Source organism: Mycobacterium sp. NGS16, assembly GCF_059813225.1.
This window is the reverse complement of record NZ_JCALEE010000001.1, coordinates 836,598-852,057: the sequence shown is the minus strand read 5'-3', so window position 1 is coordinate 852,057 and position 15,460 is coordinate 836,598. Positions and strand designations below refer to the sequence as shown.

At 68.2% G+C, this 15,460-nt stretch carries 16 protein-coding genes; 4 read left to right on the top strand and 12 right to left on the bottom strand.

All coding sequences use genetic code 11. The annotated features are described in order from the left end of the window. Positions 1-5: 5 nt before the first annotated feature. Positions 6-395: a hypothetical protein gene (locus tag AC5Y4Q_RS04215; RefSeq protein ID WP_125224358.1), complete on the top strand. Its 390-nt coding sequence runs from the start codon at positions 6-8 to the stop codon at positions 393-395. 9 nt (positions 396-404) lie between these two features. Here the strand turns inward: AC5Y4Q_RS04215 and AC5Y4Q_RS04210 are convergent, their stop codons facing one another. The 6 genes from AC5Y4Q_RS04210 to AC5Y4Q_RS04185 form a co-directional block, all read right to left on the bottom strand. After that, on the bottom strand, positions 405-752 hold the full coding sequence (locus AC5Y4Q_RS04210; protein ID WP_064923822.1) for a hypothetical protein: 348 nt from the start codon (positions 750-752) through the stop codon (positions 405-407). Between the two features lie 158 nt (positions 753-910). Then, a complete protein-coding gene (gene ahcY, locus AC5Y4Q_RS04205) occupies positions 911-2,368 on the bottom strand; it encodes an adenosylhomocysteinase (RefSeq protein ID WP_064923821.1) in 1,458 nt (485 codons plus the stop codon). Between the two features lie 76 nt (positions 2,369-2,444). Continuing rightward, a complete protein-coding gene (gene alkX / locus AC5Y4Q_RS04200; protein ID WP_064923820.1) occupies positions 2,445-3,074 on the bottom strand; it encodes a TetR family transcriptional regulator AlkX in 630 nt (209 codons plus the stop codon). After that, on the bottom strand, positions 3,071-3,253 hold the full coding sequence (locus AC5Y4Q_RS04195) for a rubredoxin (RefSeq protein ID WP_064923819.1): 183 nt from the start codon (positions 3,251-3,253) through the stop codon (positions 3,071-3,073). The genes alkX and AC5Y4Q_RS04195 overlap by 4 nt, the downstream gene beginning before the upstream one ends. Continuing rightward, entirely contained in the window at positions 3,250-3,423 is a 174-nt protein-coding gene (locus tag AC5Y4Q_RS04190; protein WP_064923818.1) for a rubredoxin, read from the bottom strand. The genes AC5Y4Q_RS04195 and AC5Y4Q_RS04190 overlap by 4 nt, the downstream gene beginning before the upstream one ends. Next, positions 3,423-4,652 (bottom strand): alkane 1-monooxygenase, encoded by a 1,230-nt coding sequence (locus tag AC5Y4Q_RS04185; RefSeq protein ID WP_064923817.1) that lies wholly within the window; start codon positions 4,650-4,652, stop codon positions 3,423-3,425. Before AC5Y4Q_RS04185 ends, AC5Y4Q_RS04190 begins: the two co-directional genes overlap by 1 nt. Positions 4,653-4,920: 268 nt before the next feature. On the opposite strand from AC5Y4Q_RS04185, the gene AC5Y4Q_RS04180 reads away from it, so the two are divergent. The 3 genes from AC5Y4Q_RS04180 to AC5Y4Q_RS04170 are packed head-to-tail and all read left to right on the top strand — an operon-like array spanning position 4,921 to position 7,732. Beyond that, the gene (locus tag AC5Y4Q_RS04180; RefSeq protein ID WP_064923831.1) at positions 4,921-6,387 is read left to right on the top strand and encodes an adenylate/guanylate cyclase domain-containing protein; all 1,467 of its coding nucleotides are present in this window, start codon (positions 4,921-4,923) and stop codon (positions 6,385-6,387) included. Between the two features lie 32 nt (positions 6,388-6,419). Beyond that, positions 6,420-7,334, top strand: a complete 915-nt coding sequence (locus AC5Y4Q_RS04175; protein WP_064923816.1) for an alpha/beta fold hydrolase — start codon at positions 6,420-6,422, stop codon at positions 7,332-7,334. Positions 7,335-7,336: 2 nt separating this feature from the next. Continuing rightward, entirely contained in the window at positions 7,337-7,732 is a 396-nt protein-coding gene (locus tag AC5Y4Q_RS04170) for a PaaI family thioesterase (RefSeq protein ID WP_064923815.1), read from the top strand. On the opposite strand, the gene AC5Y4Q_RS04165 is transcribed toward AC5Y4Q_RS04170, so the two are convergent. The 6 genes from AC5Y4Q_RS04165 to AC5Y4Q_RS04140 form a co-directional block, all read right to left on the bottom strand. Continuing rightward, complete coding sequence (locus AC5Y4Q_RS04165) at positions 7,721-8,731, bottom strand: LLM class flavin-dependent oxidoreductase (protein WP_064923814.1); 1,011 nt, start codon at positions 8,729-8,731, stop codon at positions 7,721-7,723. The genes AC5Y4Q_RS04170 and AC5Y4Q_RS04165 overlap by 12 nt on opposite strands. Continuing rightward, positions 8,728-9,153 (bottom strand): tautomerase family protein, encoded by a 426-nt coding sequence (locus tag AC5Y4Q_RS04160; protein WP_064923813.1) that lies wholly within the window; start codon positions 9,151-9,153, stop codon positions 8,728-8,730. Before AC5Y4Q_RS04160 ends, AC5Y4Q_RS04165 begins: the two co-directional genes overlap by 4 nt. A gap of 37 nt (positions 9,154-9,190) precedes the next feature. Continuing rightward, the gene (locus tag AC5Y4Q_RS04155; RefSeq protein ID WP_064923812.1) at positions 9,191-10,789 is read right to left on the bottom strand and encodes a UbiD family decarboxylase; all 1,599 of its coding nucleotides are present in this window, start codon (positions 10,787-10,789) and stop codon (positions 9,191-9,193) included. Further along, the gene (locus tag AC5Y4Q_RS04150) at positions 10,786-11,397 is read right to left on the bottom strand and encodes a UbiX family flavin prenyltransferase (protein WP_064923811.1); all 612 of its coding nucleotides are present in this window, start codon (positions 11,395-11,397) and stop codon (positions 10,786-10,788) included. The genes AC5Y4Q_RS04155 and AC5Y4Q_RS04150 overlap by 4 nt, the downstream gene beginning before the upstream one ends. A gap of 76 nt (positions 11,398-11,473) precedes the next feature. Then, positions 11,474-12,382 (bottom strand): SAM-dependent methyltransferase, encoded by a 909-nt coding sequence (locus tag AC5Y4Q_RS04145; protein WP_064923830.1) that lies wholly within the window; start codon positions 12,380-12,382, stop codon positions 11,474-11,476. A 285-nt stretch (positions 12,383-12,667) separates the two neighbouring features. Then, positions 12,668-15,439, bottom strand: coding sequence for a helix-turn-helix transcriptional regulator (locus AC5Y4Q_RS04140; RefSeq protein ID WP_234786420.1), 2,772 nt, complete (start codon positions 15,437-15,439; stop codon positions 12,668-12,670). Positions 15,440-15,460: the final 21 nt, after the last annotated feature.

The window sequence follows — 15,460 nt, the reverse complement described above, 5'->3', positions numbered from 1 at the left end:
ACCTCATGACCGCAGAAACACGTGTTCGGCGCAGCTGGTCAGATTGGGTCACGGCGGCTGCCGCGGTAATCGCCGCGGTGGCCGCTTCGATAGCGGCCTTCTTCGCTTTTGTCACCCACAGCAAAACCGAGTATGCCGCCGCCAGCGCCATCAAACCCGCCTACCAGGCGTTGTGCGTGAGCTACAGCGACTTCGTACTGACCCAGGCCCACAACGGCTACACGCCGGAAGAGATCCAGCGCGTCATCGATTTCGCGGGCAGCCACCCGATCGACCTGCCGGAAGCCGGCAGCGACGAACCGGATCGATCCGGCATGCCCGGCCGCTGGCCGTCGATCAGTGACGAAAAGGCGTGCGGCACGCCGGCGGAGGTCATCGCTCACGCCAGGCACTGAGCGGCTCGGCTACCAGCCGCCGCGCCCCCCGCTCTGGATGAAACCGTTGATCCGGCCACCGTTGATCCAGCCGTTGTGGCCCCAGTTGCCTTTGCCCCAGTTGCCGTGACCCCAGCCGCCGTTGCCACCACCGTGGCCACCACCGTGGCCGCCGCCGTGGCCCCAGCCTCCGCCCAACGGCATCCCGGCGACGCCGGGCGGTAGGTCGGCGGGAGCGGACGGCCCCGCGACCACGGGGCTTGCCGACGCAACAGCGACCTCGCCGGCGGGAACACCGACGACCGCCGTGGCAGCGGCCAGCAAGGCAGCACCCGCCGCGCGGATCAGCGCGGTATGGATCGATCGCGATGAATTCATGGTCTGAACCCTTCCCGTCGTATGCGTCTGCCGTCCAGCGTAGGCCTCTCGCGGCAGGCAAGCCGCTTCGGCCGTTCCCCGCACCCGCGGGCACCGTCCCCGGCAAAGAGCCCCATTCCGGGCCGGAATGGGGCTCTTGTGCCTGCTGGCAGCCGAAATCAGTACCGGTAGTGGTCCGGCTTGTAGGGGCCCTCGACGTCGACGCCGATGTACTCCGCCTGCTCCTTGGTGAGCTTGGTCAGTGTGCCGCCGAGCGCCTCGACGTGGATGCGGGCGACCTTCTCGTCGAGGTGCTTGGGCAGCCGGTAGACCTCGTTGTCGTACTCGTCGCCCTTGGTCCACAGCTCGATCTGGGCGATCACCTGGTTGGAGAAGCTGTTGCTCATCACGAACGAGGGGTGCCCGGTGGCGTTGCCCAGGTTGAGCAGCCGGCCCTCGGACAGCACGATGATCGACTTCCCGGTGTCACCGAAGGTCCACTGGTCGACCTGCGGCTTGATGTTGAGCTTGGTGGCTCCGGACGTCTCCAGCGCAGCCATCTGGATCTCGTTGTCGAAGTGGCCGATGTTGCCCAGGATGGCCTGGTCCTTCATCGCCTTCATGTGTTCGAGGGTGATGATGTCCTTGTTCCCGGTGGTGGTCACGACGATGTCGGCTTCGGCGATGGCCTGCTCGACGGTCTTGACGTCGAACCCGTCCATCAGCGCCTGCAGGGCGTTGATCGGGTCGATCTCGGTGACGGTGACCCGCGCACCCTGGCCGGCCAGCGACTCCGCGCTGCCCTTGCCCACGTCGCCGTAGCCGCAGACCAGCGCCTTCTTGCCGCCGATCAGCACGTCGGTGCCGCGGTTGATGCCGTCGATCAGCGAGTGCCGGCAACCGTACTTGTTGTCGAACTTGCTCTTGGTGACCGAGTCGTTGACGTTGATCGCCGGGAACACCAGCTCACCGGCGGCGGCCAGCTGGTACAGGCGCAGCACGCCGGTGGTGGTCTCCTCGGTGACACCCTTGACCGACTCGGCGATCTTGGTCCACTTGGTTTTGTCGGTCTCGAACCGGTCGCGCAGCGTGGCCAGGAAGATCTTCCACTCGTGCGAGTCGCCGTCCTCGGCGGGCGGCACCACACCGGCCTTCTCGTACTGGGCGCCGCGCAGCACCATCATGGTGGCGTCGCCGCCGTCGTCGAGGATCATGTTGGCCGGCTCACCCTCCCAGGTCAGGGCCTGCTCGGCGCACCACCAGTACTCCTCCAGGCTCTCGCCCTTCCAGGCGAACACCGGGGTGCCCTTGGGCTCCTCGACGGTGCCGTGGGGGCCGACGACGACCGCGGCGGCCGCGTGGTCCTGGGTGGAGAAGATGTTGCACGACGCCCAACGGACTTCGGCGCCGAGCGCAACCAGGGTCTCGATGAGCACCGCGGTCTGAATCGTCATGTGCAGCGAGCCGGTGATGCGGGCGCCCTTGAGCGGGTTGACGCCGTGGTACTCCTGGCGCAGCGCCATCAGGCCCGGCATCTCGTGCTCGGCCAGCCGGATCTCCTTGCGGCCGTATTCGGCCAGCGACAGGTCGGCGACCTTGTAGTCGATGCCGTTGCGGCTGTCCGCGGTCAAACTCATCAGTGCGCCCCCGTAGGTTCGGTGAAATCAGCTCCGCTACAAGCTACCGGCGAACGCCCGGGAATGCTCGAGCGGGTCAATCGACGTCGATGACCCCGTAGGTCTCGGCGGTCGGAGTGAACAATCGGGCCAGGTCAGCGGCCACGTCGTGGTCGGCTTCCGGGGGCATCGAGACATAGCTCATGGCCAGCCGGACGATGGCCCGGGCCAGGATGCCGGCGTCTTCCTCGCTGGCCTTGACCCAGCTGTGCATGAACGACGACGTCAGCCGCTGCGAGCAGCGGGTGATGATCGGGCCGCTGTCGGTGGTGATGATCTGCAGCAGGTCCGGCTTGGCGACACCGGTCAGCAGCGAGATGACCAGCGGGTCGGCGGCCGACTCGGAGAAAAACGACCGGAACCCCTCCAGAAAGGCGGCGTGGACATCGCCGACGTTGCCGTAGATGGCGCGCTCGACGGCGTCGACGAGTCGGTCGGCCAGCCGGATCGCGTAGCCCTGCGCCAACCCCTGGCGCGAACCGAACTCGTTATAGATGGTCTGTCTGCTGACCCCGGCCGCCTCCGCCACGGCGGCCAGCGTGATCGACGACCAGTCCCGGGTGGTCAGCAACTCCCGCATCGCGTCGAGCACCGAGTCGCGCAGCAGCGCCCGGGATGCCTCGGCGTAGGGGATGCGTTTCACCACCGCGAGATTAGCTGGTGTCATCCCCGCACGACTTCCACCATCTCGAAATCCGCCTTGGCCGCGCCGCAGTCCGGGCAGCTCCAGTCCTCGGGGATATCAGCCCAGCGGGTGCCGGGTGCGATACCGTCCTCCGGCCAGCCCACCGCCTCGTCGTACTCGAAGCCGCACTGCAGGCAGCGGAACAGTTTGTAGTCGCTCACGTTGGGACCTCCACCGGTTCGAAATCCACTTTTTCGCGGACCGCACAGTCCGGGCAGCACCAGTCATCGGGGATCTGGCGCCAGGGTGTGCCGGCCGGAAACCCCTCACGCGGCGCGCCGATGGCCTCGTCATAGAGGTAGTCACAGCCCGGGCAGCGGTAGCGCGCCATCATGCGGCCGCCTGCTCGGTGGCGGCGTAGCGGTTGAGGATCTTCGCCCGGCGCCGGGGGTCGATGTTGACCCGGGTGATGTCGCCGCTGTAGTGCGCCAGCACCCGGTGATCCATCAGCTTGCGCCACAGCGGCGGGAAATACGTCAACCCGATCAGCGACGCGTAGCCGCTGGGCAGGTTCGGCGCCTCGGCCATGCTGCGCAGCGTCTGGTAACGCCGGGTCGGGTTGGCGTGGTGATCACTGTGCCGCTGCAGGTGGTAGAGGAACAGGTTGGTCACCAGATGGTCGGAGTTCCAGCTGTGTTCGGGCGTGCAGCGCTCGTAGCGGCCGTTGGGGCGGGTGCCGCGCAGCAGGCCGTAGTGCTCGATGTAGTTGACCGACTCCAGTAGGGAGAACCCGTAGACGGCCTGGATGACGACGAACGGGATCAGCGCCGGGCCGAACACCGCGATCAGCACTCCCCACAGCACCACCGACATCAGCCACGCGTTGAGCACGTCATTGGACAACCGCCACGGCCCCTTGTCCAACCGGCGCAGCCGCGCGGCCTCCAGTTGCCAGGCCGAGCGCAGACCACCGAAGACGCTGCGCGGCAGGAACTCCCAGAAGGTCTCGCCGAAGCGGCCGGACGCCGGGTCTTCGGGAGTGGCCACCCGCACGTGGTGCCCGCGGTTGTGCTCGATGTAGAAGTGCCCATAGCAGCTCTGCGCCAGGGTGATCTTCGACAGCCAGCGCTCCAGGCGCTCCTTCTTGTGCCCCAGCTCGTGCGCGGTGTTGATGCCGACGCCGCCCAGGGCGCCCACCGACAGCGCCAGCCCGATCTTGGCGAACCAGCTGAGTGACCCCTCGACACCCAGCCAGCTCAGATCGGCCGCCGTGAACAGGTAGGCGCCCAGCACCACGCTGGCGTACTGACACGGGATGTAGGCGTAGGTGCAGTAGCGGTAGTACCGGTCGTTCTCCAGCTGGGCCATCACCTCGTCGGGCGGGTTCTGCCCGTCGACGCCGTACCGCAGATCCAGCGCCGGCAACAACAGGTAGATCAGGATCGGCCCGATCCAGAACGGCACCTGCGCGGCCCCGTGCCAGCCGAGCCGATTCATCGCCCACACGAACGGGAGCATGGTGAAGATCAGCGTCGGGGCGATCAAGCCCATCAGCCACAGGTAGCGCTTCTTGTCCCGCCACGCCTGGATTGGTGCCGCCGCAGTGCCGTTGTGCGCCATCCGCGTCCCTCCTTGTGAGTTCGACCACCGTTGTGGATGGACATTACATCTCGCTACGTCCGTTGTCTAGACATTTGGTGTCAATTTGTACACACAGATTCGCCGCACCGGGCTCGCCCGATCCGTATAACTTTGAGAGCACTTTGACTGCAGCAGGCACTCACGGATGGGCGCGACCGCGATGACTCAGGCAGGTTCGCGGGCCGGTTCGAGCGCAGCGTCGCGGCCCCGTTCGGCCCTTCGGGTCGGTGCCGACTACGCGACCGGGCTGGCCTTCGCCCACCTGCTCACCAGTGCCGAAGCGATCGCGGTGGTGTTGTCGCTGACCGGTGAGACCCCCACCGGTGCCAACATCCTGTTGCGCCCGCAGCACCTGGTCTTGACCGCCGTGCTGGTCGGGCTGGGCACAGTTGCCGTGGTCATCTCCGGAACGGCCAGCATCGCTGGATCGCTGCGCTGGTACACCGCCGGACAGCAACCCGACGCCGGGCAACGCCGCGCCGCGATCAACATCCTGCGCCGCCAGTCGACGATCGTGCTGGGCACCTGGGTGGTCGGCGGAGCCATCGGCCTGGCCGCACTGCGCTCGACCGACGTCGGGCTGCTCGTGCTGCTGGCCATGGTCGTCGTGTTCGGCGGAACCGCGTCGGTGTGCACCAGCATGCTGTTCACCCACCGCACCTTCCGGCCGATCGTGGCTGCCACCTGGCGGAACACCGATGTCCGCGCCACCGCCCCCGGGGTGCTGGCCCGGCTGGTCACCATGTGGTTCATCACCTGCGCGCTGCCCGCCGCGGCCATCGTCGTCCTGATCGTCTGCCGACGGATGGGGTGGGTCATCGACCGCACCGCCTCGGTGGAGACGCCGGTGCTGGTGCTGTGTCTGGTCGCGGTGCTGCTCGGGATGCGCGCCATGATCCTGGTGGCCCGCTCGGTCTCCGATCCGGTCGGCGAGGTCGTCGCCGCCATGGCCCGGGTTCAGCACGGGCAGATGGAGGCCTCGGTCAGCGTCTACGAGCATTCCGAGATCGGGCGGCTGCAAACCGGGTTCAATCGCATGGTGGCCGGCCTGCGCGAACGCGACCGGCTCCGCGACCTGTTCGGCCGGCACGTCGGCCCGGAGGTGGCCCGCCTGGCGGTGGAGCGCGATCTTGCGCTCGCCGGCGATGTGCAGGAGGCGGCGATTCTGTTCATCGACCTGGTGGGCTCGACCGAGCTGGCCGCCACCCATCCGCCGGACGAGGTCGCCGCGGTGCTCAACGACTTCTTCCGCATCGTGGTGGCCGCCGTCGACGCCCAGCAGGGCTCGATCAACAAGTTCCAGGGCGACGCGGCGCTGGCCGTGTTCGGCGCGCCGGTCCCCCTCGAGGGTTCGGCCGCGGCGGCGCTGGCCACCGCCCGCACCCTGCTCACCCAGCTTCGCCGGCTGCCGCTGGTGGACTTCGGGATCGGCGTCTCGGCGGGGCGGGTGTTCGCCGGCAACATCGGCAGCGAGAACCGCTACGAGTACACCGTGGTCGGCGACGCCGTCAACGAGGCGGCGCGGCTGGCCGACCGCGCCAAGACCGTCAGCGCCCGCGTGCTGTGCTCGCAGACCGCGCTGGAACTCGCCGACGACCGCGAGCGGGCGCACTGGGCACAGCACGGCTCGGCGCTGTTGCGCGGCCGCGCCCAGCCGACCGTGATGTCCATGCCGGCCAGCGAGCCGACTGCCGGCCCCGGCACCGGCGTGTGACCCAGCTCCCAGGCCCGTGCCACACTCAGGGCATGGCTTACGCGATCGCCCGCCCGCAGATCGAGGGCAATATCGCCGTCGGCGAAGACCGTCAGCTCGGCTTCGCCGAGTTCGGCGCCCCGCAGGGCCGGGCGATGTTCTGGCTGCACGGCACCCCCGGCGCCCGCCGCCAGATCCCGGTCGAGGCGCGGATCTACGCCAAGGAGGCGAACATCCGCCTGATCGGGGTGGACCGGCCCGGGATCGGTTCCTCGACGCCGTATCAGTACCAGACGGTGTCCCAGTTCGCCGACGATCTGCGTACCGTGGCCGACACCCTGGGCATCGACAAGATGGCGGTCATCGGGCTGTCCGGCGGCGGCCCCTACACCCTGGCGTGCGCGGCGGCGATGCCCGAGCGGGTGGTCGCCGCCGGGATCCTCGGCGGTGTCGCCCCCGCGGTAGGCCCCGACGCCATCGGCAGCGGCCTGATGACGCTGGCCCGGCTCGCCGAGCCGGTGCTGCAGCGCGCCGGGCGCCCGATCAGCATTGTGGCCACCGGCCTGATCCGGATGATCCGGCCGGTGGCCGAACCGGCGCTGGAGCTCTACGCGCTGATCTCCCCCGAGGGCGACCGCCGGCTGCTGGGCCGGCCGGAGTTCAAGGCGATGTTCCTCGACGACCTGCTCAACGGCTCCCGCAAGCAGCTCGCCGCGCCCATCGCCGACGCCGTCCTGTTCGCCCGCTACTGGGGCTTGCGGCTGGATGAGGTGCAGGTGCCGGTGCACTGGTGGCACGGCGACGCCGACCACATCATCCCGTTCGCGCACGGGGAACACGCCGTCTCGCTGCTGCCCGATGCCCGGCTGTACCCGATCCCCGGGGAAAGCCACCTGGCCGGGCTCGGTCGCGCCGAGGAGATTCTGCGCACCATGGACGAGGCCTGGGACCGCGCCGAGGCGCGCTGACTATGACCGCGCCCCAATCGATCCGGGAGTTGTTCGCCCAACTCGGCCTGCAGGAGGTGCCGTCGGCCGACGGCACCTTGACCATGGAGATGCCCGTCGATGAGCGGGTGGTCAACACCGCCGGCGGCCTGCAGGGCGGGTTGATCGCCACCATGGCCGACGTGGCGGCCGGCCAGCTCGCCGCCCGCAGCACCGCTTTCGGCAACGGCATCGCCACCACCGATCTGTTCATCCGCTACCTGCGGCCGATCAAGGTGGGACCGGCGCGGGCCGTCGCGGCCATCCTGCGCACCGGCCGGCGCTCGGTGGTGGTCCAGGTCGACATCTACCGGGGCAACGACGACGAGCTCGCGGCGACGGCGACGGTGAACTTCGCCGCCATCGACCTACCGGGGTGAGCTCCGGACGGCGGCGAGAAAGGTTTCGAGCTCGCGGTCGATGTCCGGGCCCGACGGCTCGAACATGATCTCGGTGGCACCGGCTCGGGCCAGAGCGGAGACCGCGGTTCGGACCCTGGCGGCGTCGCCGGTGAGGGTGACCGACGCAACCGAGGCGTGGCCCCCGGCGCGCCAGGCCGCTAGGTCGGCATCGTTCATCTCCATCATGTGACCCTGGTGGATGTGTAAGTGCCGCAGGGCATGCGGGACCTTCTCGATCACCTCGAGCCAGGCCTGACCACCCGGCATCTCGCGTACCGTCTCGGCGCCGCGGACGGTATAGGTGTAGTGATACGCAGCCGCCCAGGACGGCCCGACGGCCGCGCGAACCCGCTCACCGGCGGGGTCTTCGTCGTCGTCGATGACGGTGCCCATCGTCGCGACCACGGCCCGCGGAAATTCGCGTTGTGCGGCAACCACATCGAACATCGAGATCAGCCCGTCGACGCCGAGACGCTTCGCCACGCCGGCGCCCTTGGGGCCGGTCGCGGCCAGCAGCAACGGGATTCGCAGCGGCAGCGTGTCCGCGTGTGCGGTGGTGAGCATCAGCTTGATGGCTGCGCCTTCCCAATCGACGGTCTCGCCGGCGAGCAGCGCCTGGTAAGTACGGATGTGGGACTCCATATAGGACCACCGGATCGGCGGCTGACCCATGGCGGCCCGGCTGGAGAACCCGGTACCGAATGCACTGACGATGCGGCCCGGGGCCTGCCGATGCAGGGACACGGTCTGTGCGGCATTCACCAACGGGTGGCGAAGTGTCGGAATCAGGACGGCGGGACCCAGCTCGATCGTCGTGGTCAATTCGGCGGCGCGGTGCAGGTCCAGCCAGACATCGCCGCCTTCAAACGGCGTGTCGTAGAGGTAGGCCCGGCGATAGCCCAGTTTCTCCGCCGTCGCGATATGCCGTGCCGCCTCGAACGACGGTGGTATCGCGACGCTTAGGTCGATTCCGGTCACGTCGAGGTGTCTCCGGTCAGGATGGTGCGGTTGGCCGCCAGCCACTGTTCCTCGTCTCCGGGCTCGGGCAGGATCGCCCCGGCCTCCATCGCATTCGCAGGATCGGTCTCGGTCAGCGCAACGAGGATCTCGGCTTCCGATTGCCCGGTGACGCGTGCCCACATCCGGGAGAGTTCGGCCAGCATCGCCTGCCGCGTCGGCAGGTCACGCCCGTGGCGGATGAGTCCGAAGACGTAGGAGTAGGCGGCCGGCTTGCCCGCAACGAAGCAGTTGCCGTCCGGGATCTCGTGAAACAGCACGTTAACGTACAGTCTGGGCGCCCCGGTGGCGTGCGTATGAATGGTGGTGATCCCTTCGGCAACAGCAGCTTTCGCCGACCTGCTCAATAGGCCGGCGGGGCTGTAGCACCGGTAGACGGGCATATGTTCTCCGATCTAATGGATGGCCTGCTGCAGGCGCCTATACCTGTGGCATTCGTTTGCTTAGTTGGGCGAGGGTCAGGCGTTCGCGACCGGCGGTGTCCAGGTAGGGGATGCCGATCCCGTATTCACTCCAGCGGGCGGCGATTCGGGCTTCCAATTCGACTGGTAGCCGGTCGGTCGGGGGGAATCGGCGTCCTCCCCACTGCGGCCGTGGGTCGATGTCCCAGCTGCGGGTGGCGTCGACGAGGACGCGGGTCCATTCGCCGGTGCCGTATTTGTTGGTGTCGTTGCGCTGTGGCGGCGTCGATGGATCCAGTGATGAGCCCAGGCCTGGACCGAAGAAGGCGATATCGCCGTGGCCGGCGTTGACACGGTAGGACAGGGCCCAGTCCAGGGCGGCCGGGTCGTGGATGTCGATGTCTTCCTCGACGACGATGACGTTTTTGTGGAACCACATCGAGCCGCCGGTGCCCCACAGTGCCGAGGCGATCTGTTGGGCGTGTCCGCGGTATCGCTTTTGGATCTGCACCACGGTGTTTTGGCCATTGGTGACCTCGGTCATCCACAGGTCGGTGATGCCGCCGATGCCCAGATCGTCGAGGAGGTTCCAGGTGATGGCCGAGCGGGCGAAGTTGACGATGCTGTCCTCGTTGAGCATCCCGGGGCGGATGCCCTCAAGGGTGCCGCGCAACACCGGGTCGTTGCGGTGGGTGATCCGGGTGACGTGCAGCACCGGCGCCGGTGCGGCATCGCCGATGAATCCGGGGTACTCGGCGAACGGGCCTTCCATGGCGAAGGTCCCCGGGTCGGGGTCGATGTATCCCTCGACGACGATCTCGGCGGTCGCCGGCACATGCAGCGGCACCGACTCGCAGGCCACCAGGTCGACGGGGCGGCCCAGCAGCGCCCCCATCATGTCCCATTCGCAGATGTTCTTGGGGAATGGGCTGCCCGCACAGAACGGCAGCACATCGTGCCATCCGTAGACGACGGCGACCGGCATTGGTTCCGGTTTGTACTCCGCCATGTGTCCACCCCAGCCCTGGCTGGGGACCAGCAGTTTGGCGATCTTGTCGCGGTCGACGATCATGCCCCGGTACAGGCCGATGTTGTCCCGGCCGGTCACTTTGTCTGCTGTGATGACACCGCAGAAGGTGTCGATGTAGCGGCCGCCGTCGTGGCCATGCCATTTCGGCACCGGCAACTCCCGCAGGTCGATGTCGGCGCCTTCGATGATGTTCTGCTTGACCGGGCCGGTGGCCACGATGCGCGGTGCAACGGGGTGGCTGAACGCCTGGCGCAGGTGATGCACGATAGCCGAATCAGTGGTGCCCTCGGGCAGGCCCAGCAGCAACTGGATCTGGCGTCGGCTGCCGATCGCCGACGTCAACAGCTTGGTGCACCGGGTGTTTTCGTGGCCGATGATGTTCTCGAACAACAGCGCCGGTCCACCCAGGCACAAGTTGGCGCGGGTGATCGCACCGATCTCCTCATCCCAGTCCACCGGGACGGTGATCCGGCGCAGCTGACCGGCGGCCTCGAGGGTGCCAAGCCAGCTACGCAGATCAGGACCGGTGTTCTGCTCGATGGCCCCGTTGTCCGTCTGGGGTCCGGTCGCGCCGGTGGCCGTGGTCATTTCGTTGCCCTCACCACCGCCAGCCCGGCGTCACCGTGCACGCCCAGGCGCCGGTCGTCTTTCCAGCGGTTGATCAGCGAGTGCTCGATCCCGAGCTGATCGATGACCCGGCCCACCACATAGTCGGTCACCTCCTGCACCGAACGAGGACGGGCGTAATAGGCCACCGTGGGCGGAAAGATCACCGCACCCGCGCGCGCCAGATACTGCATGTTCTCCAAGTGAATCTCACTTAGCGGAGCCTCCCGGGTGACCAGCACCAGCCGGCGACGCTCCTTGAGCGTGACGTCAGCAGCCCGGGTGATCAGATTGTCGCTGAAGCCGATCCGGATCGCGCTCAACGTCTTCATACTGCACGGACACACCACCATCCCGTCCGTGCGAAACGAGCCACTGGAGATAGCCGCCGCCAGATCGCGGGCACCATAGGCGTGAGTCGCCAGCGCACGAACCTCACCCACACTGACGTCGGTCTCCAACTTGATCGTCGCCCGCGCCCACTCACTGAGAACCAGGTGCGTCTCGACCCCCAACCGAGCAAGTGCCTCCAGCACACCGATGCCCAACACGGCACCCGTCGCACCCGTCATCGCAACAACCACACGCATCATCGGCCTCCACTCACTGTCCGCTGCTGGCCAGGATGCTGCGCACGGGGCAGGCCTCGCATCCGCCGATGGCCAGTCATTCCGATCCCCGACGGATCGCGGTGACGTAGTCCATGGCACCGTGCCCGTCCGGACTGGTGTCCATACCTCCGTCGGCCACTCCGGCCGCGGTGAGCAGATCGGTGAGCCGGTAGCTGACGGTCTGCCAGCCGCGGGCTTGCAGTGAGGACTCGACGTCCTTGGGCCCGCGGGCGTAGGTAAGGGCGCCGAAGTCGACGTCGTAACCGCGCAGTCTCCAGTCCTCGGCGGTGCGCAAGATCATCGCCCCCACTGAGGCGGAGTCACTGCGCAAGTAGTCGGCGGCCAGCCGGCTGCCCGGCGCGCTGAACGCGGTGATCTGCTCCAGCATGCGGTCTTGGGCGTCACCGGGAAGGTATCCGATCATCAGCCCCTCGGCCAACCAGGCGGCCGGCGCCGCCGGATCGAAGCCTGCTGCACGCAGCGCGGCGGGCCAGTCCTGACGCAGATCGATGCCGACCGGGCGCACCTCCGTCTTCGGGTCGGCACCCAGGCGACCCAGCGTCGCGTTCTTGAATGCGATCACCTCCGGCTGGTCGATCTCGTAGACGACCGTCCCTGGTGGCCAATCCAATCGGTACGCCCGGGAATCCAGCCCGGATCCCACGATCACCACCTGCCGTATGCCGGCGATGGTCGCAGCAGGGAAGAAAGCGTCGAAGAACCGGGTGCGAGCCCCGAAATAGTCTGGCATCCAAGCAGATCCGACATCGGCGTACTCCAGCTCGCCGCTTGCCAGTCGTGCGAACAACTCGACCCCGGCAGCGCGGACCAGCGGTTCGGCGAACTTGTCGTTGATGATCGGGTCGGGTCGTCTGCTGGCCGCCGCCCTGGCCGCAGCGACCATGGTCGCGGTGGCGCCGACGCTGCGGGCCAGGTCCCAGGTGTCGTTGTCGCTGCGGTTCATCGTCATACGGTCCTCCGGATCTGCCGGGAGTTTGCGGCGGCCGCAACCGCCGGGCTGGGAGCGGTGGAAGGAATCACCGGTCGAGCTTCACCCACCCGGCCGGCGCCGGGAGGTCGAGGATGCGACAGCTTTCCCACAACTTGCGCCAGCAGAGGCCAGCGGCCCGGGACCACGTGGATGGTCTAACCGCCCAGGCCGGTGGCGCGGGACCGGTCCTGCCGGCATATCGGTGATGCTCCGCCGGCCACAACGTCATTCGCCTCGGCCGGTGGGCAGCAACCGAGCTCAGACCGAGGGGAGAACGTACTCGAGCTGGGCCCGGGAGGTGATGTCGAGTTTGATGAACACCTTGCGCAGGTGGTACTGAACGGTCTTGGCGCTGATGAAGAGCCGGGTACCGATCTCGGGATTGGAGAGCCCGTCGCGGGCCAGCCGAGCGACCTGCAGCTCCTGGGCGGTGAGTTCGGCGGTGCGAGTCGGTTCCGACCGCTTGCGGGCGGTTTCGCCCGTCGCCATAAGCTCCCGCCATGCGCGGTCGGCGAACGCCGACATTCCCATCGACTCCAGCATGTCGTGCGCGGTGCGCAGTTGTTCGCGGGCATCCACGCGGCGCCGCTCCCGGCGAAGCCACTCGCCATAGAGCAGGTGCGCGCGGGCCAGGTCGGTCCGCACCAGGCTGGCCTGCAGGCGTCTGATCGCTTCGCGGTAGAGCTGCTCGGCCTCCTCGCCCTGGGCCACCAGCGCCCGGGATCGCGCGCCCACGCCCAGTGCCCAGTCGGTGCCGCTCGCATCGGTCATCGCGGTCATCCACTGTGTTGCTTCGGTTGCCGTGTCGGTTATTCCGGTACGGGCGGCGGCCTCGATCAGCTCCGCCACGGCCCAGTTCGCGATCCCGGGATAGTGCAGGTCAGGGTATTTCTGATGGTGCAGGGAGCGCTGCGCCGCGGCCATCGCCTCCGGATAATCCCCCGTGCCGTTCAATAACAGTGCCTTCGTCCATTCGGCGATCGCCATGCCGATACCCTCCCCGCGCAGCGGCACCACGGCGAGGATGTCGTCGACCAACCCCATCGTCTCGGCGTAGCGACCGCGGACCGCGGCCAGTTGCGCGGCGGCGTACGGACCCAGATTGATACCGGTGGCCTCGGTGGCAGCCGCCTGCTCGGCGATGAGAACGCTCGCGGTGGACAGGTCGCCGGCGAACACCAGCATGATGGCCCGGGTGCTCAACGCCAGGGGCAGCTCGATGAGCGCGCCGACGCCACGGGCCAGGCGAAGGTAACGCTCCGACAGCGCGTTCCAGCGCGCGTCGTCCCACAGGTGCAATGCGGTCTCGTTGATCAACCACATCCACCGCAGTTCTTCGGTGGGCGACATCTCGCCCGGCACGCTGGCCAGCGCAGCGCGAAGGTCTGCGACCGCCGCTGGGTATCCCTCGACGATGTTCTTGGCCATGCCGGCCAAGAGGTGGTCGGTTGTCCGCGGTATTCCCCGGGGGGCCGGGGCCGACATGGCGGCGCGCGACAGGTCGAGGACGTCTCCGCCAGGGCTTGCGAGCCGCCCGGCGAACGCAGCGGCGGAGATGCCTTCCAGGTAGGTCTCCCTGGCGAGTTGCGGATCGATGGGCTCGAATCTTCGCGCTGCCTGCAGCAGCAGTAGCGGCGCCTCGCCCCCGCGGCTGGTCGCGAACGCGAGGTGAGCGCGGAGCAGGTCGATGTGGGCGCGCTGAAGCTCGCCAACCGACTCCGATTCGGCGGTGGTCAGCAGGTGGGTCGCCGCATCGAATCGCCCGGCCTGCACATTGGCCCGCGCGGCCATCAGGGCGCGTTGTCCCCGCCGGGAGGGCTCGAGCGTCAGCAGTGCCGACCGCTCCAGGAATGCCGCCGCGGCCACCAGCCCACCTCGTTCGAGCGCCTGGTCGGCGGCGCGTTCGAGCTCATCTGCCAGCTTTGCGTCCGGCCCCGCGGCGGCTTGGGCGAGGTGCCAGATGCGCCGGTCCGGGTCACGGGTCGCGTCGGTGGCCTCCCCGAGTCCGCGGTGCACCGACTGCCGGTCCGCGATCGACGACGACCAGTACGTCGCCGAACGCACCAACGGGTGCCGGAAACGTACCCGGGTGCCGATCTCCGCCAGGCCCGCGTCGGCAACGTCCACCGCGGCGCTGTCGTCGATGCCGAGCGCCTGGGCGGCCCGCCACACCAACGCAGCATCGCCGGTCGGATCGGTAGCCGCGACCAGCAGCAGCAGCCGGGCCTCGGGGCGAAGTGCCCGATAGCGGACGCGGAACGTTTCCTCGAGTGCCCCGGTGAGCGACCCCGCGCGCGGCAGCGCGAAGCCACCGGCCAACGCGGCCGTCGATACCGCGCGCGGAAGCTCCAGCAGGGCAAGGGGATTCCCGCGTGATTCGATGACGATCTGATCGCGGACCCGCGCATCGAGCGGACCATCAAGCGCCCTGTCGAGCAGTCGTCGCGCATCGGCGTCCGCCAATTCGGCGACGGGTAGATCCGGCAAGCCGGCTACCTCGATCCCTCGCTGCCGGGTCGCGAACACCATCCCCACCGACTCCTCGCCGAGCCTGCGGGCGACGAATGCCAGCGACCTCATCGAGGCCCGGTCCAGCCACTGTTGATCGTCCACCAGGCAGATGAGTGGTCGTTCCTCGGCCAGGTGCGACAGCAGGCCCAGTACAGCGAGCCCCAGGACGAACTCGTCGGGGGGCGGGCCGGAGCTGATACCAAAGGCGATCTGCATAGCCCGGCGTTGCGGCGCGGGCAGGTGATCGAGCCGGTCGAGGAAGGGGGCACACAGCTGGTGCAGCCCGGCGTACGCCAGTTCCAGCTCCGATTCGACACCTGCTGCACGAAGCACCCGGATGCCGGTCGCTCGCGAGGCGGCGTAGTGCAACAGCGCCGTCTTACCGATACCGGCCTCGCCGTGGATCACAAGGGCCCGGCTCCGACCCGCGCGCAACGCATCCAGAAGTTGATCGACCACGTGGCGCTCCGCGGCGCGGCCCGTCAAGTCCGGGACGCCGCCCTGCAGCGGTACCGACACCCCCTGACGCTATAACGCCGG